Here is a 23,036-nt window from a genome sequence, read left to right as displayed (position 1 = left end):
TCGTGGGGACAGGTGGAGCCAGGCTATGCCCGGCCCTCCGCCGGCCCCGTGCCGCTCGCGGTCAGCCGAGGTCCGTGGTACCGCCGGGAGCGGGAGCGGGAGCGGGAGTCGGAGCCGGCGCGGGATCCACCAGTGCCGGGTCGCGGATGATCCCGATGGGCGTCGTGTCCAGGTTCACCGACTGCACGACCACCCGCTTGGAGCGGCGGCGGAGGTGACGCCTGGCCTGCGGGGTCGCGAGGAGGTTGCCGAGCACGAGGCCCGCGCCGATCGCGAGGGTGGTCGCCATCGCGCCGACGAACGCGCCCGTCGCGCCGGAGGTGCCCGCCATGGAGTTGAGCAGCGCCGAGGCGACCGCGAGCGACGGCAGGAGGGATCCGCAGAACGCCGGCACCGCGATCGCCGTGGCCGAGACCCGCAGGCGCGCCGCGACCACCGTCCCCAGCGCGCCGAGCAGCGTCGCCACGAGGAAGGTGGCGGCGAGCAGCGGCACCCCGGCCGCCTTGAGGAGCCACAGCGACGTGGTGCCGACGAGCGCGACGGCGATGGCGACGGGCATCACGCGCGCGTTGGCGCCCTGCGTGATCCCGGTGGCGCCGGCCGCGAAGAACGTGGTGATGAGCAGCATCCAGAACGGCAGGGCGCGGAGCGTGATGTCGGTCGGATCCACCTCGATGTCGACGCCCGCGGTGAGCGCGAGGCCGCCGGGGATGCCGACGGCGATGCCCGCGACGATGAGCAGGATGATCATGGCCCGCGACACCGACATGGCCCGGAAGCCCGAGATGGCGTCCTGCGCCCAGGTGACGATCGTGACGTGGGGGAGGATCAGCACCACCACGGCCGCCACCATCGCGGCCGAGCTGCCCGCCGGCAGGAGCCCCCACCAGATGGCGAGCGTGCCGAGCGCGGCGACGGCCGCCGACTGCAGGGCGACCACGAAGAACGGCGGGATGCCGCGGCGCGACAGCTGGCGGCCGAGCACCATGACGCCGATCATCAGGAGGAACGCGCCGACCGCGCCCGCGAGCGATCCGCCGGCCTGCAGCGAGACGGAGACGCCGAAGAGGCCCATGGCCGCGTCGGTGATCCACGACGGCCAGCGCGGCGGCGACTTGAGCACCTCGACGAGCCCGTCGACGGCGCTCGTCATGTCGCGGTCGTCGTGGAGGAGCTCGTCGACGATCTGGTAGACGAGCGAGAGCCGGTGCAGGTCGCTGCCCTCGGCCGTGACGACGCGGAGCTTCACGAGGGGAGGCCCCTCGAGCGGCGCGTACTGGATCGTGATGGCGGTGCCCGTGATGTCGAGCTCGAGCGGCGCGAGGTTCCACTTCGTGCTCACGGCGACGATGGCGATCTCGACCGCGCGCACGTCGGCGCCGCTCGCGAGCATGACCTCGCCGAGGTCGAGGCAGAAGTCGATGATCTGGCGCGGCGAGTACAGGTCGCCGAGGCGGCCGTGCGCGGGCTCGGTGCCCTCGTAGATGGTGCCGCGGAGGCGCGCGCGGACGTCGCGCATCTCCTGCGGGTTGACGCGGCGGCGGCGCTGGCGCGGCGGACGCGCGGCGCCGGGGTCCCGGCGGGGGCGACGCGGATCCGCGGGCGGCGGGGTGGTGCTCAGCGCGATCAGCGCTCCGTTCGTGGCCAGCCCGCATCGAGCGGGGGCGGATGGTGGATCGCTCCCACCCTAGGCGCGCGTCGGGGGACACGCGCGTGGCGTCCGACCCGGAGGTCGGACGCCGCGCGGACGGGCGGGCGGGATCAGCCCTTGCCGCAGGAGCTGAGCGACGCGCTGATGGGGCCGCCGACCTTCGGGGCCGGGCAGATGTACTTCGCGTACGCGCTGTTGCCGTCGAGGTAGCGCTTGAGGAACGCCGTGACCGCGACGCGGATCGTGGGGGCCGGCACGTGCTCGCCCGCGCCGTGGCCGAGGCCCGTGAGCTCCAGGTACTGCTTCGGCGTGCCGACGGGGATGGAGTCGTAGATGGGCTTGCCGAAGTACTTCGGGTCCGCGACGTCGTCCTTCTGGCCGGTGATGACGAGGCTCGGCGTCGTCAGCTTCGGGTACGACGGGGTCGTCGCGTCGGGGACGTTCGCGTCGGGGATGTCGAACGGCATGAGACCGATCGCGGCCTTGACCGACGGGCGCGCCTGCGCGGCCTGGAACGTGCCGCCGCCGCCGAACGAGTAGCCGAGGAAGGCGAGGTCCTTCGCGGAGACCTCGGCCTTCACCGCGCTCTGGCCGGTGAGGTAGTCGGCCGCCGCGAGGATCTCGGTGGCGCGCTGGTCGGGGAGGTCGCCCACGTCGAGCGTGTCGATCGCGAACGCCACGAAGCCCTGCGAGGCGACGAGCTCCGCCATCTCCTTCTCGTCGGCGTTCGTGTCCGTGAAGCCGGGCGTGATGACGACGGCGCCGAGGACGGGCTTGCCGGTGTCCTGCGGAGCGTAGATCGTACCGCCGCCGAACGTCGTCACGGCGGTCTTCGGGACGACCGTCGTGCGCACCGCGAAGGGCGCGTGGTGGTGGGCGGCTGTGGAGGCGGGCGCCGCGTGGTGAGCCGGGGTCGTGGCCTGGGCGGCGGTGGGGATCGCGAGGGTGGCGACGAGGGCGAGCGCGGCGACGGCCGCGGGACGCGAGCGGAGCGGGGAGGGCATGACGGACATGGGCCATCTCTCGTGTCGGTGGGTGGGGAGCCGGCGGCGATCGCCGCCGGCCGGTACGGCAGGACGATAGGGGCACCCGCGTCGTCCGCCGCCGGGTCGTCCCCAGCCGCGACACCTGGGGATGATCGGCCCGCGGGTCGCGCTGCTACCTCGGTCGGTCAGATGAGCCGGGATCCCCGCCCGAGCACGACCTCCCGGCCGAGCCCCGCGTCGACGACCACCGGCACGTCCGCCGCCGTCTGCGTGCCCTCGGGGACCCACGCGCGGTCCGGCGCCACCAGGATCACGAGCCCGTCGATGTCGCCGACCGCGGCGAAGACGTCCGTCGCGAATCCGCCGTAGGCGCGCAGACCGGCCTCCTCCAGCAGCGCGACCGTGGCGGGCACGTCGTCGACCACGACGCCCACCTCGCTCACGGCCACGACGTCGGATGCCCGGAACGGCCGGGCCGGCCGGTCGTCGGACGCGAGGGCACGGCGCGATCAGCTCCAGCACCTGCGCGTCGGGCCCCCGGAAGTAGACCGAGCGGGAGTCCCAGGTGCCCGGCCCCTCGAACTCGTCACGTCCGTCGGGCGCGATGACCTCCGCCCGCTCGCCGAGCCAGGCCCTGGCCGCGGCGAAGGTGCCCGTCGGGATCGTGAACGCGAGATGGTGCGCGCCGCGGTAGCCGGCGTCGCGCGCGAAGCGGAGGAGCGACGGGCCGACCTCCACCTCGGCGACGTCGTCGGTGATGCGCACCGGGAAGCCGAGCGCCCGGTAGGCGTCGGCGACCTCGGCGGCATCGCGGGCGGGCAGGGTGACGGCGTGGATCCTCATGCGCCGATCACAGCAGTTCAAGTTTCCTCGAGGTCAAGCGCCGCGGCAGGCCGCGGCCGAGCACGTCCCGCGCATCCGCCGGTGCCGGGCGAGCGGCGACCGCGATCCGGGGTCAGCTCAGGCGACGCGCCAGGTCCGCCAGCTCCCGGGACAGGGCGAGCGCCCGGGCGGCGAGGGCGGCATCCGGAGCGGCGGACGTCGAGGGCGTCGCCGGTGCGGCCGCGGGCGCCGCGTCCTGGTCGACGGGCGCGGATGGCGGTGCCGGTGCGGCGGGTTCGCCGTCCCCGGTCAGCACGTCGATGTCGAACACGAAGCGGTCGGCACGGTGCCAGGTGCGGAACACCTCGACGGGCTCGCCGGCTGCGTCCGTGCTCGTGCCCTCGAGCACCAGGACGGGCGTGCCGGGCGCGATGGCGAGGGCCGCGGCGACCTCGCCGCTCGCGCCCACGGCTCGCACCTGGCGGCGACCGGCGGCGACCTGGATCCCGAGGCGCGAGCGGAGGAGCGCGTGCAGGGACGCGTCGGTGAGGTCATCCGCGGTCAGCCGCTCGGCGATCGCGCGCGGGAGCCAGGTGTGGATGAGCGCCACGCCCTCGCCACCCGCGGAGCGGAGGCGGCGGAGGAGGTGCACGTCGGATCCCCCGAGCGCGCGCTCCGCGTCCGCGTCGCGCCCGGGCGCCAGCTCCAGCACGCGCGTGGTCACGGACGGGACCTGCGTCGAGAGCCCCGACACCCGCTGCACGAGGCGGTGCAGCTCGCCGCGCGGCGCCACGATGCTGCCGCGCCCGCGTCCCCGCTGCACGAGGCCCTGGGCCGTCAGCGCGTGGAGCGCCTGGCGGACGACCGACCGGGACACGCCGAAGCGCTCCTGCAGCTCGGCCTCGGTCGGGAGCTGGGAGCCGGGCGGCCACGCGCCGTCGGCGATGGGGGACCGCAGCAGGGCGGTCAGCTGCGCGTGCAGCGGGCCCGCGTGCGCCGGGGAGACCGCGCCGGGATCCAGGTCGTCGATCCGGTTCGGCACGGTCTCCTCGGGTGTCACGGGTCAGGCGGCGGGCGCGTCGATCTTCTGCGCCGTGCGCCAGACGTGCTCCCAACCGGGTGCCAGGGCGGCGGCGCGCTCCACCGACAGTACAAGGCTCGCCTCCCGGGCGATGCCCTGGCCCGCGATGTCGAAGGCGGTGCCGTGATCCACTGACACCCGCACCACGGGCAGGCCCACGGTGATGTTCACGCCGTCGTCGCCGTACACGGCCTTGAAGGGCGCGTGGCCCTGGTCGTGGTAGCAGACGACGACGAGCTTGTACTTGCCGCGGACCGCCGCGGGGATCAGCGCGTCGCCGGGCACGGGCCCGACCACGTTGAGGCCCCGCGCCCGGGCGGCCTCGACGGCGGGCGCGAGGATGTCCGCGTCCTCGTCGCCGAACAGCCGGTTCTCGCCCGCGTGCGGGTTGAGGCCCGCGAGGCCGATGAGCTCGTCGGGCGTGCCCATGGACGCGGCGAACGCGCCGGCCAGGTCGAGCACGTCACCCGTGCGCTGGGGCGTGATGTCGTCGATCGCCTGGCGCATCGACACGTGCGTCGTGAGGTGGAAGAAGAACAGCTCGCCGGCGGAGAGCACGAGCGAGAAGTTCTCGACCCCGAACTCGTGCGCGAGGAGCTCGGTGTGGCCGGGCCACTTGTGCCCGCCCGCGTGCATCGCGGCCTTGTTGAGCGGCGCGGTGACGATGCCGTCGACCTCGCCCTCGCGCGCCAGCCGGCACGCCTCCACCACGAAGCGGTAGGAGCCGTCGCCGGCCGCGGCGCTGAGCTCGCCGACCGGCACGTCGGCGAGCGACGGACCCGTCTGGATCAGCTCGATCGTGCCGGGCTCGTTGCGCGCCTCGGCGACGGAGGCGATGACGCGCACCTTCTCCGGGTCGCCGCCGACGGCGACGACGCCGCGGCGCATGGCGGCCTCGTCGCCGATGACGACCGTGATGGCCTTCTCGCGCAGGTCGTCGTGGCCGAGCAGGGTCTTGGCGGTGATCTCGGGGCCGATGCCCGCGACGTCTCCGAGGGTGAGGGCGAGACGGGGGAGGGTCATGATGCTTCTCCTTGCGTGGGGGTGGATGCGGGGTGGTCGAGGAGCTCCGGCACGATGTCCGTGAGCGACGAGGGGGAGCCGAAGCCGCCCGCCTTGGTCACCACGGGCATGCCGTGCAGCCGTCCGCCCTCGATGGTGCCGAGGGGCATGCCCTCGCGGATGGCGTCGCGGACGAGGATCGCGTCGGCGCCCTGACGGGTGAGCACGGCGCGCGCGCCCTCCCCGCCCATGAGCACGAGCGCGCTCGCGCCGCGGCGCGTGATGACGCGGTCGGCGATGCGGGCGAGCCCGGCCGCCACGCGCTCGGCGACGGTCGGCGATCCGTCGGGCGTGGAGCGGTCGTCGCGCGCGGTGCGCTCGGGGGCGAGGACGACGGTGACGGACGCGGCGTCCGCGTCGGTCCCCGTGTCGTCGACGGTCGGATCCGCGCCCGCGTCGCCGATCAGCTCGTCGAGTGACGGGGCGATGGTGCGGACGCTCTCATGGAGGGATCCGCCTGCCGCGGCCGCCGCCAGGTGCGCGTGCTGCCCGCGGGAGACGTCGTGCAGCGAGCTGACGACGACCACGACGTGGCGCGGGGCGGCGACGGACGCGCCTACGCGCGGGGCGTCCGCGTGCGGGGCCTCGAGGCCGGCGCCCCACTCGCGCGCCATCTCGCCGGCGAGCCCCGCGGATCCCACGGGGACGGCGCGCGGCCCGAGCAGCGCGAGCGCCTCGGCGACGAAGCGCAGGTCGGCGGTGGTGACGGCGTCGACGGTGACCACGCGGGCTCCCGCCGCGGCGGCCGTGGCGATGCGGACGGCGAGGTCCGCGGCGTCGGAAGCCGCTTCGACATGCGCGCTCCCGGGAAGGAGGGCGGCCAGGGCGCTCGTCGTGACGGGGGTCACGGGGTCACGGCCGACCGAGGTCGTCTCGACGCCCCTGCCGTCGACGAGCAGGAGCCCGCCCTCGATCGTGCGGCCCATGGCGGGGTACGCCGGGCAGACGACGGCCACGGCGCTCGGCTCGCGAGAGGCCCAGGCGGCGAGCGCCCCCTCGACCTGCTCCTGGACGGTGCCGCGCATGGTCGAGTCGATCTTCACGAAGAGCCGGTCGTCGCCGTCGGCGACGGCGCGTGCCACGGCGGCGCGGGTCGACTCGCGAGCCTCGTCCGGATCCTGCGCCCGCGCGTCGGTCACGATCGCGATGACCGACCCGTCGTGGCCGTGCTGCTGCACGGCGTCGCCGAGCGCGAGACGCGCGGCCCAGCCGGCCCGGGCGAACTGCACGGCGGAGTCCGCGGCACCCGTGAGGTCGTCCGCGACGATCGCGACGGATCCGACGGATGTCCGCGTGCCGGCGGCGGGGACCGTCACGGCGGGGGAGGCCGGCGTCACGCGGCACCCGCCCCCGGGCCGGCGCCGCGTCGGCCGGTGGATCCGGGTCCCGAGCCGTCCGCGTCCGCGTCGGCGGCGATCGCCGCGGCCTCGCTCTCGGCCAGCGCCTCGTCGCGGGCCCGGTCGTCGGAGATGGCCTTCATGCCGCCCTCGCGCTTGAGGACCCAGGCGGCGAGGATCGGCGCGAGCACGGCCGAGACGAGCACCGCGGAGGCGACCTGCGCGGTCGCGACCTCGACGTACGGCGCGAAGCTCGGGTCGGCCGCACCGACGATCGCGGGCGTGGCGATCGCGTTGCCCGCGGTGGTGGCCGACGCGATGCCGAGGCCGGACTCCTTGCCGCGACGCAGGAGGAACCGGTAGCCGAGGTAGGCCACGGTGCCGGTGAAGACGGTCGCGATCACCCCCACCACGATGCCCGACAGCCCGCCCGAGACGACGTTGCCCAGGTCGATGCCGGTCCCGAGCGCGAACGCGAAGAACGGGATGACCATGTTGGGGATGGGCCGCATGATCTCGGTCCACTTGGCGTCCAGGTTGCCGACGATCACGCCGAGCAGCAGCGGGATCACGGCGGCGAGCAGCAGCGTGTACGGGATGTCGGCGAGGCCGGCGGCACCGAGGAACAGCAGCGAGAAGAAGGGACCGTCGTTCACGGCGCTGGCGATGTACGCCCCGCGGTCGCGCTCCCGGCCATAGCGGCCGGTGAAGGCGAGCCAGATGCCGCCGTTGCTGTTGTCCATGCTCACGAGCAGCGCGAGGATCGACACCCCGAGCAGGCCGTCGAGCCCCACCAGGTTGCCGAGGACCACGACGGCGGTGGCCGGGATGATCGACTTCGTCAGCAGCAGCACTCCCGAGGTCGCGAGCACGGGCCCCGAGGTGCGGAGGGTGATCTGCATGCCGGTCGCGAAGATCAGGATGCCGATGAGGGGGAGCGCGCTGTCCTTGAAGAGCGCGGTGGTGAAGTTCCCGAGGTCGAGGAAGCCGGGCGCGAACGTGCCGACGACGGATCCGAGGATCAGCGGGATGAGCATGAGGCCACCGGGGATGCGGTTCATCCCGTCGAACAACGGGACGCGGCTGGTGGGCAAGGGGTCGGATGCCATGGCGGATCTCCTCTGATCGTCGGCGACGTTGCCGCGCGCACCCTCGGCTTTGAGTACGTACACGGTGTACCTACATTAGCTCCGTCTGCCGAGGAGCGTCAACGGCGGCCGGCGGTCACGGCTCCTCAGTCGGCTGAGCTCCGCGAGCATCGCGGATCAGCCGGGCGACGGCCGGCAGGTCCGGCGCCGACCAGGTCAGCGCACCGAGCTCCGCGAGCGGCACCCAGCGCAGCTCGTCGTGGTCGGTGCTCACGACGGGCAGCTCGCCGACGGGGTCCGCGAGGTAGCAGGCGAGGTCGATGACCCGGTCGCCGACCGGCACCTCGGAGCGGTCGACCAGCGCGCCGACCGCGACCTCGATCCCGAGCTCCTCGCGGATCTCGCGCGCGAGCGCCTCCTCGGGCCGCTCGCCGGGCTCGACCTTGCCGCCCGGGAACTCCCACGTCCCCGCGCCCGGCTTGTGCGCCGCCCGTCGGCACGCGAGCACGTGCCCCTCGCGGACCATCACCGCCGCCACGACCTCGAGTCCCGCCATCGTGCGCCTCCCGTCGGGGCCGCCGGGCCCGCGTCGACGCTACCGGCCCGACCGGGCGCGCCCCCGACCGGCCTGTACCGTGGGACATCCGGCATCCGCCGCGACGAGAGGCTCCACCACGTGAAGATCAGCCACCAGCGTCACTTCGTGGTCGCGGCCGAGGTGCTGCACCTGCCGAAGGCGGCGGATCAGCTCGGCATCTCGCGCGCGAAGCTCGCCTCCTCCATCCGCGCGGTCGAGGAGCACTACGGCAAGGCCGTCTTCGACCCGCAGAGCACGGAGACCCGCCTGACGAAGACCGGGCGGCTCGCCTACGAGGAGGCGCTCGAGGAGCTCGCGAAGCCGTCGACCCCGCCCGAGGCGCCGAAGCCCCCGGCCGGCGGCAAGGCCAAGGCGTCCAAGGGGCAGGGCCGCGCGCCCGTGGTCAAGGGGCAGCCCAAGCCCTACAAGCGCACGCAGGGGCGCTGACCCGGTCCGGATCAGCGCCCCTGCGCGGTGGTGATGGGTCCTACTTCGCGAGGAACCCCAGCACGACCCGGTTCCACTCCTCGGGGTGGCTGACCGTCACGCCGTGCGGGGCGCCCTGCACGACGTGCAGCTCGGAGCCCGGGATGGCGCGGTGCGTGCGCTCGCCGGATCCCGCGAACGGCACGGTCGCGTCGCCGTCACCGTGGATGACGAGCGTCGGCACGGTGACCTGCGTGAGGTCGTCGCGGAAGTCGGTGGTCGCGAACGCGGCCATCGACGCGAGCGCCGCGTGCTTCTTCGACTGGTGCGCGAGCGCGATGGCCTCCTGGCGCTCGGCCTCGGTGACCTTCAGCACGCCGTCCACCGAGAAGAACCCGGTGGTGAACTCCTCGTAGAAGGCGTCCTCGTCCTTCGTGAGGCCGGCGGTCATCTCGGCCGCGGCCTCCTTCGTGAGCGGGCCGTCCGGGTTGTCGTCGGTCTTCTCCAGGTACGGCGGCACGGCGGACGCGAAGACGACGCTGCGGAGGCGCTCCTCGCCGCGGGTCCCGATGTAGCGGGCGATCTCGCCGCCGCCCATCGAGAAGCCGACGAGGGTCACGTCGCGGAGGTCGAGCTCCGTGAGGACCGCGTCGAGGTCGGACGCGAAGGTGTCGTAGTCGTAGCCGGTGAGCGGCTTGTCGCTCCGGCCGAAGCCGCGGCGGTCGTACGTGATGACGCGGAAGCCGGCGGCCTGGAACGCGGGGACCTGCTTGGACCAGGACTCGCCCGACAGCGGCCAGCCGTGGATCAGGACCACGGGGCGGCCGGAGCCCCCGGTGTCGTCGACGTGCAGGTTCGTGTCCTTGAGCAGCCCGTGGTGGGCGGTGATCTCGGTCATGCGTCGTCCTTTCGTCATGCGATGGGTTCGTGCACTACCTGATGACTTCGGAGCCGTGCGGGGATCGGAGCGGTCGCGTGCCCGGACGCATGGCGTGGAGCGTCGGGGCGGGAGGATGGACCCATGACCCGAGCGAACCCGTCCTACCGCGCCGCCCGCGACCTCCTGCAGGAGATGCGCGCCGACCGGACATCCGCGACCGAGCGCTTCGCGTGGCCGGACGTCGGCACCTCCTTCAACTGGGCGGTCGACTGGTTCGACGGGATGGCGCGGGGGAACGACCGGGTGGCGCTGCGCGTCGTCGCGGGCGACGGATCCGAGCGGAGCCTCACCTTCGACGAGATGGCCACGCGCTCCGACCGGGTCGCGACCTGGCTCGTCGCCCGGGGCGTGCGCAAGGGCGACCACGTCATGCTCATGCTCGGCAACCGGGTGGAGCTGTGGGAGGCGATGCTCGCCATCATGAAGGCGGGCGCCGTGATCCTGCCCACGTCCACCGTGCTCGGATCCGCGGACCTCGCCGACCGCGTGACCCGCGCGGGCGTCGCCCACGTCATCGCCGACCTCGCGCACACGGCCGTGTTCGACGACGTGCCGGGCGGCTACGGCCGCATCGCGATCGGCGCCACCGGGGCCGCGCCCGTCCCCGGGGGCTGGGCCGACTACCGCGAGGCCGACGAGGCGCCCGCGGACCGGGTGGGCGTCGAGGTCGCGTCCACGGATCCGGCGCTCGTCTACTTCACGTCCGGCACCACGAGCAAGCCGAAGATGGTCGTGCACACGCACACGTCGTACCCGGTCGGGCACCTGACCACCATGTACTGGCTGGGGCTTCGGCCGGGCGACGTGCACCTCGCCATCAGCTCGCCCGGCTGGGGCAAGCACGCGTGGAGCTGCTTCTTCGCCCCGTGGATCGCCGAGGCCACCGTCTTCGTGCACGACTACGCCCGGTTCGACGCGCACGCGCTCGTGGAGCAGCTCGACCGCGCGGAGGTCACGACGTTCTGCGCGCCGCCGACCGTGTGGCGGATGCTCATCCAGGCCGGCATCCGCGAGCGGCCCGGGAGGCTGCGCGAGATCATGTCCGCCGGCGAGCCGCTCAACCCCGAGGTCATCGCGCGCATCGAGGAGTGGTGGGGGCTCGTGATCCGCGACGGCTACGGCCAGACCGAGACCACCGCCATCGTGGCCAACCCGCCCGGCGCGCCCGTCGTGCCGGGGTCCATGGGCACCGCGCTGCCGGGCGTCGACCTCGTGCTCGTGGATCCCGTGACGGGGGAGCCCGCCGACGAGGGCGAGATCTGCCTCGACCTCGCCACCCGGCCCGTGAACCTCATGGCCGGCTACCTGGGCGACGACGCCCGCACGGCCGAGTCGATGCGCGACGGGTACTTCCACACGGGCGACGTCGCCCGGCGCGACCCCGACGGCACCATCACGTTCATCGGCCGCACCGACGACATCTTCAAGTCCTCGGACTACAAGATCTCGCCGTTCGAGGTCGAGAGCGTCCTCATCGAGCACCCGGCCGTCGCCGAGGCCGCGGTGGTGGGCGCGCCGGATCCCGTGCGGCTCAACATCGCGAAGGCCTACGTGCACCTCGCGGCCGGGTGGGAGCCCGACGAGGAGACCGCGCTCGCCGTGCTGAAGCACGCGCGCGAGCGGTGCCCCGCGTTCATGCGCGTGCGCCGGCTGGAGTTCGGCGAGCTGCCGAAGACCGCGTCGGGCAAGATCCGCCGCGTCGAGCTCCGGCAGCGCGAGGTCGAGGCGGCCGACGCCGGCGAGCGCCTCGCGGGGGAGTGGCGCGACGACCAGTTCCCCGGGCTCCGGGCGCGCTGAGCCGGCCCCCCTCCCGGTGGCCGCCGCGCGGTGACGGGAGGGGGTCCCGACGGCCGGTAGCATCCCGTCATGTCCCTCGCCTCCCCGTCCGCCCTCGAGCCGCGGCCGGCCGCCCGGTGAGGGAGAACCCGTCGTACGCGCTCGAGGACGTGGGCGAGATCCGCCGGCTGGTCGCCGAGAACCCCTGGGCCACGATCGTGAGCGGCACGGGCGCCGGGCTCGTCGCCTCGCACTACCCGGTGCTGCTCGATCCCGACCGCGACGACCTCACGCTCCTCACCCACGTGGGGCGGCCCGACGAGCGGATCCACGAGCTCGGCCGGCGCGACGGCGTCGACGGCGAGGTGCTCGTCATCGTGCAGGGCCCGCACGGCTACGTGTCGTCCGGCTGGTACGACGACGACCCGGCCGTGCCCACCTGGAACCACGTCAGCGCGCACCTCACGTGCCGCGTCGAGATCCTCTCGCCCGAGGAGAACCTGCGGGTGCTCGGGCAGCTGGTCGACCGCTTCGAGGACCGCATGCCGGAGCCCCGCCGCATCCAGGGCACCACCCCCGACGCCGCGTACGCCGCCCGGATCAGCGCCGGCACCGTGGGCCTCCGCCTCGTCGTCACTCGGTCCGTCGCGAAGGCGAAGCTCAGCCAGGACAAGCCACCGCACGTCGTCGAGCGCGTCCTCCGCGAGCTCGAGCACGGCGCGGAGTACCCGAACGCGGCGCTCGCCGCGGAGATGCGGCGTGCGGCGACGCGGGCCGCGTCCCCGGCGGCACCCGGGGAGAGCCCCGCGTGAGCGCGCTGCTCCTCGCGGGCGGACGCCTGCCCGGATCCGACGCGCCCGTCGACGTGCTCGTGCGCGACGGCGTGATCGCGTCGGTCGGCCCCGCCGGATCCGCGGACGCGGCGGGCGCCGAGACGCGCGCCCTCGACGGCCGGTTCGTGATCCCCGGCCTGTGGGACAACCACGTCCACTTCACCCAGTGGACGAAGGTCTCCCGCCGCCTGGACGTGTCGCGCGTGACCTCCGCCGCCGAGGCCGTGGCGCTCGTCCGGGACGCGCTCGCGGCCCGCGCCGCGGCGACCGGATCCGGCCCCGTCACGAGCGCGGGCGCCCCCGAGGCGCTCGTCGGCTACGGCTTCCGCGACGGCCTCTGGCCCGACCTCCCCACGAAGCACCTGCTCGACGCCGTCGCGGGCGACACCCCCGTCCTCCTCGTCAGCGGCGACCTGCACTGCTGCTGGGCGAGCTCCGCGGCGCTCGCGCCCCACGGCTACGGGGATCACCCGACCGGGCTCCTCCGCGAGGACGACTGCTTCGACTTCATGTACCGCGTGGAGGAGGGCGACGCCTCGTCGCTCGACGCGCGGGCCGTGCAGGTGGCCCGCGACGCCGCCCGCCGCGGCGTGGTCGGCGTCGTCGACCTCGAGATCGACGAGAACCAGGACCGCTGGCGCCGGCTCGCCGCCCTCGGGCACGACGCGCTGCGGGTCGAGTTCGGCATCTGGCCGCAGCACCTCGACCGCGCCCGCGAGGAGGGCCTCCGCACGGGCGACGTGCTGGACGGCACGCGCGGCCTCGTGCGCGTGGGACCCGCGAAGGTCGTCACCGACGGATCGCTCAACACGCGCACGGCGTACTGCTTCGACCCGTACCCCGACCTCGACGGCCAGGGCGGCGGCGCGCACGGCGGCGCCTGCGGCACGCTGTCCGTCCCGCCGGAGGAGCTGCTCGGCCTCATGGTGCAGGCCGCGACCCAGGGGCTCCGGCCCGCGATCCACGCCATCGGCGACCACGCCAACCGGCTCGCCCTCGACGCCTTCGCGCGCCTCGACCGGGAGCTGGGCGGGGAGCACCGCGACGCGGAGGGGCTCGCGGGATCCATCGAGCACGCCCAGCTGCTCACGCACGAGGACGTCGCGCGGTTCGCCGCGCTCGGCGTCGTCGCCAGCGTCCAGCCCGAGCACGCCATGGACGACCGCGACGTCGCCGACGTCTACTGGGCCGGCCGCACGGGCCGCGCCTTCGCCCTCGCCGACCTCCGCGCCGCGGGCACGCGCCTCGCGCTCGGCTCCGACGCGCCCGTCGCGCCGCTGGATCCCTGGATCACCATGTCCGCCGCCGTCGGCCGCGCGCGCGACGGCCGCGAGCCGTGGCACCCGGAGCAGGCGATCGACCGGGCCGCCGCGCTCGACGCGTCCGTCCGCACGCGCGTGGCGCCGGGCGAGCGGGCGGACCTCGCGGTCGTGGACGCGGATCCGCTCGCGGGCGGCTCCTCCGCCGAGGACCTCCGCGGCATGCGCGTCGCCGCCACGCTCCTCGGCGGCCGGTTCACCCACGACACGCTCGGGAGCTGACGGCAGGAACACCTCGGGGGAGCCGGGCGTTGGGCCCAGCATGAGAGCGATCACCTACACCCGCACCGGTGCCCCCGACGTCCTGCAGCTCGTCGACCGCGACGAGGCCGCGCCCGGCCCCGGCGAGGTGCGCGTTCGCGTCGTCGTCTCGGGCGTGAACCCCACCGACTGGAAGTCCCGCGACGGCGGATCCGCCGGCCAGGAGCTGCCGTTCCCCGAGGTCGTCCCGAACCAGGACGGCGCGGGCGTCATCGACGCCGTCGGCCCGGACGTGACCGACCTCGCCGTGGGCGACCGCGTCTGGATCATGCTCGCCGCGCACGGCCGCCCCACCGGCACCGCGCAGGAGAAGACGGTCCTCCCCGTCGACCGCGTCGCGCCCCTGCCCGACGGCCTGTCCTTCGAGCTCGGCGCGAGCCTCGGCGTGCCCGCCGTCACCGCGCACCGCGCGCTCACCGTCGCCGAGGACGGCCCGTCGCGCCTCGCGCCCGGCGCCCTCGCGGGGAAGCACGTGCTCGTCGCGGGCGGTGCGGGAGCGGTCGGCCACGCGGCCATCCAGCTCGCGCGCTGGGCCGGCGCGACCGTGATCACCACGGTCAGCTCGCCCGAGAAGGGCGCGCTCGCGACCGCCGCCGGCGCTCACCACGTGGTGGACTACCGCGCGGGTGACGCCGCCGCGGAGATCCAGGCCATCGCGCCCGACGGCGTCGACCTGATCGTCGAGGTCGCCCCCGCGCAGAACGCGGACCTCAACCAGGAGGTCGCGCGGAACCGCGCGTCCATCGCCGTCTACGCGAACAACGGCGGCGACGAGATGACGCTCGCCGTGGTCCCCAGCTTCGTGAAGAACCTCCGCTACCAGTTCCTGCTGCTCTACACGGTGGGCCAGGAGGCGCTCGACGCCGCCCGCGCGGACATCCACCTCGCGCTCATCGACGGCGCGCTGCCCGTCGGCGAGGAGGCGGGCCTGCCCCTGCACCGCTTCGCGCTCGAGGCCACGGCCGACGCGCACCAGGCGGTCGAGGACGGCGTGACCGGCAAGGTGCTCATCGACGTGACGCCCGCCTGATCCCCGGGTCCAGGACCGGGCCCCGGACGACGGATGGCCGCATCGCCTCGGCGATGCGGCCATCCGCGCGTGTGCCCCCCGGGCCGGTGCGGCTACTCCGTGCGCGCCACGCGGCGACGCGGTCGTCCGGCGCGCGACAGGATCCCCTGCATGACCAGCGGCGCGAGGGCGCTCGCGTTCAGGCACGTGGAGATCAGGGACGCGATCGCGAGGAGCGAGTCCGGCAGGCCCCGGGCGTCGTCGACGAGGTACAGCGCGACGACGGCGAGCGATCCGGCGAGCAGCAACCACGACGATGCGCGGATCCACCGCGGGGTGCGCGCCCCCGCGAGGGCGACGATCGCCATGATCGCGGCGTTCGCGATGGCGAGGGCGAGCGGGACGGTCATGCCGTCCCCCCGCGTCCGGTGGTGCGGGTCCTGGCGTGTTCGTGCATGGTGTCGTCCCCCTTCGACGGGCCGTTCGGCCTGATCCGACTCTGACGGGGCGGGAGCGTCACCGGAAGTCGGCGTTGTCGAGGACAAGCACGTCCCGGGCGCGTCGTCAGGCGTCGGCGCGGACGCGCGGGGTCGCCCCGGAGAGGTCGAGCCCCACGTCCACGAGCACCACGCGGCCCGCGAGCGACCGGGCGGGCTCCCGCAGCAGGCCGGCCTTGCCCGCGCCGAAGGTGACCGTGACGTCCGCGGGCAGCACGGTCGGATCCGGCACGGCGCCGTCGTCGCAGCCGACGCCGCTCGGGATGTCGCACGCGACGACGAGCGGCCCGTCCGGGGCCGCGACCACGGGCAGCAGGGCGGCGACGACGCGTCGGGCCTCGCCGCGGAGGGCCGGGCTGGCTGTCGTGCCGATGCCGAGGATCCCGTCGACGACGAGCGCGGACGCCCGGCCGAGCGCCGCCACCTCGTCATCGGTCAACTCCTCGGCGGCGGCGACGTCGATGCCCGCGGCAGCGGCCTGCGCGGCGCCGTGCTCGTGGATGCGGTCGGCCGTGCGGATCACCCGCACCTCACGTCCCTCGCGCGCGAGCTCGGCTGCGGCGAGCAGGGCGTCGCCGCCGTTGTTGCCCGCGCCGACGAGCACGAGCACGGCCCCGGCGGGCGCGAGGGCGCGGCACTCCCGCGCGAGCCCGGCCGCGGCGACGCGCATCAGCTGCGCCCCGGCCGCCAGGAGCGGCGCCTCGGCCGCGCGGATGTCCGCGGCCGCGTATCCGTCGGCCAGGGAGCCGGGCGCGCTCACGCCGGCGCGATCCGGTCGACCAGCAGCTCCGCCCAGGCCCGGTAGACGCGCCCGTAGAGCGTGTCCTCGGGGTTCGGGGCCGCGAACTCCGGGATGCGCCAGGCCGGGAACGGGACGCTGTCGGCGCGGTCGAAGCGCTCGACGACGCGTCGGGTGCTGCGGTTGAGCGCATCCGCGTGGCGGCCCACGGGACCCGCGATGAGCGGCGGCGTGACCGGCGAGATCTCGAGCGGCGGGACCTCGGTCACGAGCACGAGCGCGCCCTCGGGCATGCGCGCCTGCATCTCCGTGATGCACGCCCCGAGCAGCGACTCCCAGAGCGGGGTCGGCGTGAAGCGGATGGCGTCGCCGATCCCGAGGGCGAGGACGGCGACGTCGGTGCTCGCCCAGGCGGGGAACGCGTCGAGGCCGGCGCGCCAGGAGCGCACGGTGAAGTCGGGGAACGACTGGACGGACCAGAAGACGCCGCGCCCGGTGCGGACGGAGAGCTTGTGCGCGACCTGCCCGGCGACGCCGAGGTCGTGCGACACCGTCTGGTAGCCGACCGCGGTGCCCTCGCCGACGACCGCGAGGCCGTAGGGATCCGGCCCGGGCAGCGAGCCGGTGGGGGAGTCGCGGGGGAACGTGGCACGGCGCATCTCGCGGTAGAGCACGCGGTACTGCAGCCGGCCGACGGTGGCCGAGCGGAGCGACGCGAGCGGACCGGAGGAGAGCACGCCGGAGCCCGACGCGTCGCGGACGGGCTCGTGGTCGCGGCCCGGGTCGGCGGAGGTGGGCGGATCGCCGGTCATCGCAGCCCGTCCCGTCCGTCGCGATGCCCCCGAGCGGGGACGTTCGCAGGATATCCCGCGCGCGGGGGCGCCCTCCACCAGGGGCGCCCCCGCCTTCGCAGGACGGCCGGGCGGATCAGGCCAGGATGTCGCGGACCATGGGCGCCACGATCGTGCCGTAGCGCTCGATCCCGCCCATCATGCGCTCGTGCGAGAACGGGCCCGCGCTGTACTTGAGGTCGAAGCGCGTGGCGCCCACGGCCTTGAGGGTCGCGGCGATCTTGCGGGCGACGGTCTCCGGGGATCCGACGTACAGCGAGCCGTGCTCGATCTCCTGCTCGTAGGAGGCGCGGGCGAGCGGCGGCCAGCCGCGGTCCTTGCCGATGCGCGCGTGCATGACCTGGTAGTCGGGGAAGAAGGCCTCGCGCGCCTCGGCGTCGGTCTCGCCGACGTAGCCGGGCGAGTGGATCCCGACGGGCAGGCGCGGCTGCTCGAGCTGGTCGAGGGCGCGGGCGAACAGGTCGGCGTAGGGGGCGAAGCGGTGCGGCTCGCCGCCGATGATCGCGAGCATGAGGGGCAGGCCGTGGCGCGCGGCGCGGACGACCGACTCGGGGCTGCCGCCGACGCCGACCCAGGTCCTGATGCCGTTCACGGTCTTGGGGAACACGTCGTGCTCGGTGAGGGAGGCGCGCGTGGTGCCGCTCCAGGTGACGGGCGTCTCCTTGATCAGCTCGGCGAACAGGCCCAGCTTCTCCTCGAAGAGGCGCTCGTAGTCGCTCAGCTCGTAGCCGAAGAGGGGGAAGGACTCGGTGAAGGAGCCGCGACCGAGGATGACCTCGGCGCGGCCGTCGGAGACGGCGTCGAGCGTGGCGAAGCGCTGGAAGACGCGCACCGGGTCGTCGGAGCTGAGGACCGTGACGGCGCTCCCGAGGCGGATGCGCTCCGTCTTCGCGGCGATGGCGGCGAGCGCGACCTCGGGGGAGGAGATCGCGTAGTCGTCGCGGTGGTGCTCGCCGAGGCCGATGAAGTCGATGCCGACCTGGTCGGCCAGCACGCCCTCGGCGACGACGTTGCGGATCACCTGGGCGTAGGGCAGCTCACGGCCGTCCGGTCCCACGGTCACGTCGCCGAACGTGTCCAGTCCGAGCTCGATCTCCTGCGCCATGCTGTCCTGCTTCCTGATCCATGCGAACGTATGCATTCGGGTCAACTGTAGGGGCGCGTCCGGCATTCCCGCGAATCGGCGGGACGGGAGCGGGCGGCGACCGGGATCAGTCGACGACGGGCTCGGCGCGAGCGATCTCGGTGTCCTCGACGCGGGACTCCGGCATCAGCAGCCCCGCGACGACGGTCGCGAGCGCGCAGACGCCCACCGCGAGGAACACGGCGCCCGACGCGGCGATCACGGCGTCCGGATCCCGCTGCCCGCCCGCGGAGGCGGCGAAGATGGCGTTCGCGATGGCCCCGAACACCGCCACGCCGACGGCGCTGCCGATGGACCGCGCGAACAGGTTCGCGCCCGTGACGACGCCCCGCTCGCCCCAGCCGACGCTCGACTGCGCGCCGATGAGGCTGGGCGTCGCGACGAGGCCGAGCCCGAGGCCCACGACGAAGCAGCCGACGGCGATGCCCGCGAGGGTCGGCGTGGCCGCGAGCCAGGCGATGGACCCGGTGCCCACGATGGTGAGCGCCATGCCGATGAGCACCGTGCGGCGGAACCCGATGCGGAGGTACAGGCGGCCCGAGAGCGACGCGGAGATCGGCCAGCCGATCGTGAGCGCCGCGAGCGCGAGGCCCGAGACGAGCGGCGTGACGCCGATCGACCCCTCCAGGTACGTGGGCACGTAGGACGTGAGGCCGATGAGGATCGCGCCGACGCCGAGCGAGACGAGCGTGGTGGTGAGCAGGAGGCGCCGCGAGAAGACCCAGAGCGGCAGGACGGGCTCGGCGGCCCGGCGCTCCACGAGGAGGAACGCGACGATCAGCACGGCGCCGACGCCGAACGCGCCGATGCTCGGCAGGGAGTCCCACGCCCACGCCTGGCCGCCCTCCAGCACCGCGAGGATCAGCAGGCTGAGGCCGACCGTGAGGAGCGCGGCCCCGGCGTAGTCGACGCGGTGGCGCGTGCGCTCGATGGACTCGTGGAAGCGGCGGACGATCATCCAGCCGGCGACGAGGCAGAGCGGCACGTTGACGAAGAAGATCCAGCGCCAGCTCGTGAACTCGGAGAAGACGCCGCCGAGCGTCGGGCCGACCACGCTGGAGACCGCCCACACGCTCGCGAGGTAGCCCTGCGTCTTCGCGCGCTCGGCGACCGTGTAGATGTCGCCCGCGATCGTGATCGCCATGGGCTGCACGGCGCCGGCGCCGAGACCCTGGATCGCCCTGGCCGCGATGAGCGCGGGCATGCTCCAGGCGAACCCGCACAGCACGGATCCCACGAGGAAGAGGCCGATGCCGATGAGGATGATGGGCTTCCGGCCCACGGTGTCGGCGAGCTTCGCGTAGAGCGGCACCGACACGGCCTGCGCGAGCAGGTAGATCGAGAACAGCCACGGGAACGAGGCGAAGCCGCCGAGGTCCGCCACGATGGACGGCACCGCGGTGGCGAGGATGGTCGAGTCGATTGCCACGAGGCCCGTCGTCATCATCAGGGCGATGAGGATCGGGCCGCGCTCGGATCGGAATCCGACGCCGCTGGTGTCAGTCATGTGCCTCCCGGGTCGTCCGGTCAACGGGGGCGGGGCCGGGCGCATTCCCGCACCGGGGGAACGCATGTGGTCGACTGGGGGCATCCCACCGGAAGGACCCCCTCGTGACGTTCCGCGCCCCCGACGCCTTCACCACCCGCCCCACGCTCCGCGGCACGTTCGGCATGAGCGCCTCCACGCACTGGCTCGCGTCCGGCACCGGCCAGGCCGTCCTCGAGCGCGGCGGCAACGCGTTCGACGCCGCCGTCGCGAGCGCCTTCGTGCTGCACGTGGTCGAGCCGCACCTCAACGGGCCGGGCGGGGACATGACCGCCGTGGTGCACGTCGCGGGGGAGGACGCGCCGAAGCTGCTCATGGGGCAGGGATCCGCGCCCGCCGCCGCGACCCCCGAGCGCTTCCGGGAGGAGGGGCTCGACCGCGTGCCCGGCGCGGGTGCGCTCGCGGCCGCCGTGCCCGCCGCGGTCGACGCCTGGCTCCTGCTGCTGCGCGACCACGGCACATGGGAGCTCGCCGACGTGTGGGCGTTCGCCATCGGATACGCCCGGGACGGGCACCCGATGCTCGAGCGCGTGAGCCGCACCATCGCGAGCGTCGCCGACCTCTTCCGCGAGCACTGGACCGCGTCCGCCGCGTTCTGGATGCCCGGCGGCGAGGCCCCGGTCGCCGACTCGCTCGTCATGAACCCGGCGTGGGCGGCGTCCCTGGAGCGGATCCTCGCCGAGGCGTCGGCCGCCGCGGGGCCGGACGCGACGCGCGAGGACCGCATCGAGGCGGCCCGCACGGTCTGGGCCGAGGGCTTCGTGGCCGAGGAGATGGTCGCGAGCGCGCGGGAGCCGCACCGGCACTCCACGGGCGCCGACCACGCCGGCCTCCTCACGGCGGAGGACCTCGCGTCCTCGCGCGCGTCGTGGGAGGACCCGGTGTCGATCGGGTTCCGCGGGCTGCGGATCTGGAAGACCGACGCGTGGGGCCAGGGCCCGGCGCTGCTGCAGGCCCTGATGATCCTCGACGGCTTCACGGACGACGAGATCGACCCGGCGACGGCCGCGGGGATCCACCGCATCATCGAGGCGCAGAAGCTCGCCCTCGCCGACCGCGAGGCGTACTACGGCGACGCCGTCCCGGGCGGCGCGCCCCTCGACGTGCTGCTGTCGGCGGAGTACGCGGCCGGGCGCCGCGCCCTGATAGCGGACGAGGCCTCGCACGAGCTGCGGCCCGGACGCGTCGACGGCGTCGAGCCCTTCCTGCCGCCGCTCGTGGTCGAGGGCGACGCGCCCGCGTCCGCCGGCGGCACGGGCGAGCCGACCGTCTCCCGCGCGGGCGAGACGCGCGGCGACACGTGCCACCTCGACGTCGTCGACCGCTTCGGCAACATGATCTCCGCCACGCCCTCCGGCGGCTGGCTCCAGTCGTCCCCGTTCATCCCCGCGCTCGGCTTCTGCCTCGGCACGCGCCTGCAGATGACGTGGCTCGAGCCGGGCGGCCCGTCGTCGCTCGTGCCCGGGCGCCGACCGCGCACGACGCTGACGCCCACGCTCCTCACCCGCGACGGCGAGCCGGTGGAGGCGCTCGGCTCGCCCGGCGGTGACCAGCAGGACCAGTGGCAGCTGCCGTACCTCCTGCGCACGATCGTCGGCGGCTTCTCCCCGCAGGAGGCCGTGGACGCGCCGACGTTCCACACGACGAGCGTCCCCGGATCCTTCTGGCCCCGCACCTGGACGCCCGGCGGCCTCGTGGTGGAGGGGCGCGTGGGCGACGACGTGATCGCCGACCTCCGCGCGCGCGGGCACGAGGTGGAGGTCGTCGGCGACTGGACGCTCGGGCGGCTGTCGGCGGTCACGCGCGATCCCGCGACCGGCCTGCTCGGCGCCGCCGCGAACCCGCGCGGGGCGCAGGGGTACGCGGTCGGGCGCTGAGCCGGGCGGACGGGACCACGGCGGGCGGATCGGTCGGTGACAGGATCCGGGCGCGGGCCCATAATGTAGATCACGTCAACACTGACGGCGACCCCGCCGACGGGTCCGCTCCGCCGGAGCCGTCGGCCCGAGCACCGCGAGGCGCATGAGACCCGACGAGATCCTCCAGCCCGGTCGGGGCGCCCTGCGCGGCGACCACTACCTCCCGGCGACGGGCGGCAACGTGCTGTGGGGCCGCCTCCCGTGCGCCGCCGACGCGCCCGTCCTCGAGGTCGACACGGGAGCGCTCGTGACCTTCGACACGCTCAGCCACGAGGGCGTGCTCGACGACCAGGGGTCGGATCCCGTCGCGTTCTTCGGCGCCCACGGCGTGCCGCGCGAGCTGGTGCTCGACGACGCCGTGGCGCTCACGCGGGAGCGCACGCGCGGTGCGACCGACGGGCCGCACGTGATCACGGGTCCCGTGCGGGTGCGCGGTGCCCGCGTCGGCGACCTCCTGCGGATGACCGTCGTCGAGACCCTCCCGCGCGTGCCCTACGGCGTCATCTCCAGCCGGCACGGCCGCGGGTCCCTGCGCGGCGAGCACCCGGCCACCCCCGGCACCGTCAGCGTGTTCGCGCGCGTCGACGGCGAGCACGGCACGCTCCCGCGCACGTGGGGCGGCCCGCACGACGTCCGCTTCCCGCTGCGGCCCTTCCTCGGGATCATGGGCGTCGCCACCGCGGGCACCACCCGCGCGCACTCCGTCCCGCCCGGCCCGCACGGCGGCAACATCGACATCGCGCTCCTCACGGCCGGCGCCTCCCTGCTGCTGCCGGTGCAGGTGGACGGCGCGCTGGCCTACGTGGGCGACCCGCACTTCGCCCAGGGCGACGGCGAGGTCGCGCTCACGGCCATGGAGGCGTCGCTCCGCGCGACCGTCCGGCTCGACGTGGTGCCCGCCGAGGAGGCCCGGCGGCTCTACGGGGCGATCCGCGGCCCGCTCGTGGAGACCGACGACCTGCTCGTGCCCACCGGCCAGGACGAGGACCTCGACGAGGCGGTGCGCGACTGCGTGCGCGCGGCCGTCGACCTGCTGGGCGCCCGCTACGGCATGGATCCCGCGCTCGCCTACGCGTACCTCAGCGCGGCCGTCGACGTGCGCATCTCGCAGGTCGTCGACATCGTGCAGGGCGCGCACGCGACCATTCGGAAGTCGGACTTCGCGTGAGCGG

General features: G+C 74.7%; 21 protein-coding genes. 7 read left to right on the top strand and 14 right to left on the bottom strand.

The features are described from left to right. Positions 1-61: 61 nt before the first annotated feature. From ACT7CP_RS10250 to ACT7CP_RS10215, 8 genes are all read right to left on the bottom strand, one after another. Positions 62-1,519: a threonine/serine exporter family protein gene (locus ACT7CP_RS10250; protein WP_445442131.1), complete on the bottom strand. Its 1,458-nt coding sequence runs from the start codon at positions 1,517-1,519 to the stop codon at positions 62-64. A 242-nt stretch (positions 1,520-1,761) separates the two neighbouring features. Further along, positions 1,762-2,664, bottom strand: a complete 903-nt coding sequence (locus ACT7CP_RS10245; protein ID WP_445442130.1) for a dienelactone hydrolase family protein — start codon at positions 2,662-2,664, stop codon at positions 1,762-1,764. Between the two features lie 158 nt (positions 2,665-2,822). Beyond that, positions 2,823-3,086: a hypothetical protein gene (locus tag ACT7CP_RS10240; RefSeq protein ID WP_445442129.1), complete on the bottom strand. Its 264-nt coding sequence runs from the start codon at positions 3,084-3,086 to the stop codon at positions 2,823-2,825. Between the two features lie 506 nt (positions 3,087-3,592). Next, positions 3,593-4,501 (bottom strand): GntR family transcriptional regulator, encoded by a 909-nt coding sequence (locus tag ACT7CP_RS10235; RefSeq protein WP_445442128.1) that lies wholly within the window; start codon positions 4,499-4,501, stop codon positions 3,593-3,595. A 21-nt stretch (positions 4,502-4,522) separates the two neighbouring features. After that, the gene (gene pdxA, locus ACT7CP_RS10230) at positions 4,523-5,563 is read right to left on the bottom strand and encodes a 4-hydroxythreonine-4-phosphate dehydrogenase PdxA (protein ID WP_445442127.1); all 1,041 of its coding nucleotides are present in this window, start codon (positions 5,561-5,563) and stop codon (positions 4,523-4,525) included. Further along, the gene (locus ACT7CP_RS10225) at positions 5,560-6,939 is read right to left on the bottom strand and encodes a four-carbon acid sugar kinase family protein (protein ID WP_445442126.1); all 1,380 of its coding nucleotides are present in this window, start codon (positions 6,937-6,939) and stop codon (positions 5,560-5,562) included. The genes pdxA and ACT7CP_RS10225 overlap by 4 nt, the downstream gene beginning before the upstream one ends. Continuing rightward, entirely contained in the window at positions 6,936-8,048 is a 1,113-nt protein-coding gene (locus ACT7CP_RS10220) for a 2-keto-3-deoxygluconate permease (RefSeq protein WP_445442125.1), read from the bottom strand. The genes ACT7CP_RS10225 and ACT7CP_RS10220 overlap by 4 nt, the downstream gene beginning before the upstream one ends. Positions 8,049-8,163: 115 nt before the next feature. Next, positions 8,164-8,583 carry a (deoxy)nucleoside triphosphate pyrophosphohydrolase gene (locus tag ACT7CP_RS10215; RefSeq protein WP_445442124.1) on the bottom strand — a complete coding sequence of 140 codons (420 nt, stop codon included), beginning with the start codon at positions 8,581-8,583 and terminating at the stop codon, positions 8,164-8,166. 120 nt (positions 8,584-8,703) lie between these two features. Here ACT7CP_RS10215 and ACT7CP_RS10210 point away from each other — a divergent pair, with 120 nt between their 5' ends. Continuing rightward, on the top strand, positions 8,704-9,051 hold the full coding sequence (locus ACT7CP_RS10210; RefSeq protein ID WP_307500782.1) for a LysR family transcriptional regulator: 348 nt from the start codon (positions 8,704-8,706) through the stop codon (positions 9,049-9,051). Positions 9,052-9,091: 40 nt separating this feature from the next. Here ACT7CP_RS10210 and ACT7CP_RS10205 read toward each other — a convergent pair whose 3' ends face one another. Further along, positions 9,092-9,928 carry an alpha/beta fold hydrolase gene (locus tag ACT7CP_RS10205; RefSeq protein ID WP_445442123.1) on the bottom strand — a complete coding sequence of 279 codons (837 nt, stop codon included), beginning with the start codon at positions 9,926-9,928 and terminating at the stop codon, positions 9,092-9,094. A 123-nt stretch (positions 9,929-10,051) separates the two neighbouring features. Here ACT7CP_RS10205 and ACT7CP_RS10200 point away from each other — a divergent pair, with 123 nt between their 5' ends. The 4 genes from ACT7CP_RS10200 to ACT7CP_RS10185 all read left to right on the top strand — a co-directional run bounded on the left by ACT7CP_RS10200 (position 10,052) and on the right by ACT7CP_RS10185 (position 15,189). Next, entirely contained in the window at positions 10,052-11,767 is a 1,716-nt protein-coding gene (locus tag ACT7CP_RS10200) for an AMP-binding protein (RefSeq protein ID WP_445442122.1), read from the top strand. 116 nt (positions 11,768-11,883) lie between these two features. Next, positions 11,884-12,558: an FMN-binding negative transcriptional regulator gene (locus ACT7CP_RS10195; RefSeq protein WP_445442121.1), complete on the top strand. Its 675-nt coding sequence runs from the start codon at positions 11,884-11,886 to the stop codon at positions 12,556-12,558. Next, positions 12,555-14,120, top strand: coding sequence for an amidohydrolase (locus ACT7CP_RS10190; RefSeq protein ID WP_445442120.1), 1,566 nt, complete (start codon positions 12,555-12,557; stop codon positions 14,118-14,120). Before ACT7CP_RS10195 ends, ACT7CP_RS10190 begins: the two co-directional genes overlap by 4 nt. A 40-nt stretch (positions 14,121-14,160) precedes the next feature. Further along, positions 14,161-15,189, top strand: coding sequence for an NADPH:quinone reductase (locus ACT7CP_RS10185; protein ID WP_445442119.1), 1,029 nt, complete (start codon positions 14,161-14,163; stop codon positions 15,187-15,189). Between the two features lie 92 nt (positions 15,190-15,281). Here the strand turns inward: ACT7CP_RS10185 and ACT7CP_RS10180 are convergent, their stop codons facing one another. The 5 genes from ACT7CP_RS10180 to ACT7CP_RS10160 all read right to left on the bottom strand — a co-directional run bounded on the left by ACT7CP_RS10180 (position 15,282) and on the right by ACT7CP_RS10160 (position 19,906). Next, positions 15,282-15,578: a hypothetical protein gene (locus ACT7CP_RS10180; protein ID WP_445442118.1), complete on the bottom strand. Its 297-nt coding sequence runs from the start codon at positions 15,576-15,578 to the stop codon at positions 15,282-15,284. A 154-nt stretch (positions 15,579-15,732) separates the two neighbouring features. Then, positions 15,733-16,425 carry an NAD(P)H-hydrate epimerase gene (locus ACT7CP_RS10175; RefSeq protein ID WP_445442117.1) on the bottom strand — a complete coding sequence of 231 codons (693 nt, stop codon included), beginning with the start codon at positions 16,423-16,425 and terminating at the stop codon, positions 15,733-15,735. Beyond that, a complete protein-coding gene (locus ACT7CP_RS10170) occupies positions 16,422-17,216 on the bottom strand; it encodes an SGNH/GDSL hydrolase family protein (RefSeq protein ID WP_445442116.1) in 795 nt (264 codons plus the stop codon). The genes ACT7CP_RS10175 and ACT7CP_RS10170 overlap by 4 nt, the downstream gene beginning before the upstream one ends. A 115-nt stretch (positions 17,217-17,331) precedes the next feature. Beyond that, complete coding sequence (locus tag ACT7CP_RS10165) at positions 17,332-18,360, bottom strand: LLM class flavin-dependent oxidoreductase (RefSeq protein WP_413963360.1); 1,029 nt, start codon at positions 18,358-18,360, stop codon at positions 17,332-17,334. 106 nt (positions 18,361-18,466) lie between these two features. Then, positions 18,467-19,906, bottom strand: a complete 1,440-nt coding sequence (locus ACT7CP_RS10160) for an MFS transporter (RefSeq protein ID WP_413962644.1) — start codon at positions 19,904-19,906, stop codon at positions 18,467-18,469. A 104-nt stretch (positions 19,907-20,010) separates the two neighbouring features. On the opposite strand from ACT7CP_RS10160, the gene ACT7CP_RS10155 reads away from it, so the two are divergent. Both ACT7CP_RS10155 and ACT7CP_RS10150 read left to right on the top strand, forming a co-directional pair. Beyond that, positions 20,011-21,822: a gamma-glutamyltransferase family protein gene (locus tag ACT7CP_RS10155; RefSeq protein ID WP_445442115.1), complete on the top strand. Its 1,812-nt coding sequence runs from the start codon at positions 20,011-20,013 to the stop codon at positions 21,820-21,822. A gap of 145 nt (positions 21,823-21,967) precedes the next feature. Further along, complete coding sequence (locus ACT7CP_RS10150; protein ID WP_445442114.1) at positions 21,968-23,032, top strand: acetamidase/formamidase family protein; 1,065 nt, start codon at positions 21,968-21,970, stop codon at positions 23,030-23,032. Positions 23,033-23,036: the final 4 nt, after the last annotated feature.

The organism is Clavibacter rahimiani, assembly GCF_052654495.1.
The sequence above is the reverse complement of the archived record's forward strand: the minus strand, read 5'-3'. Positions and strand labels throughout refer to the sequence as shown.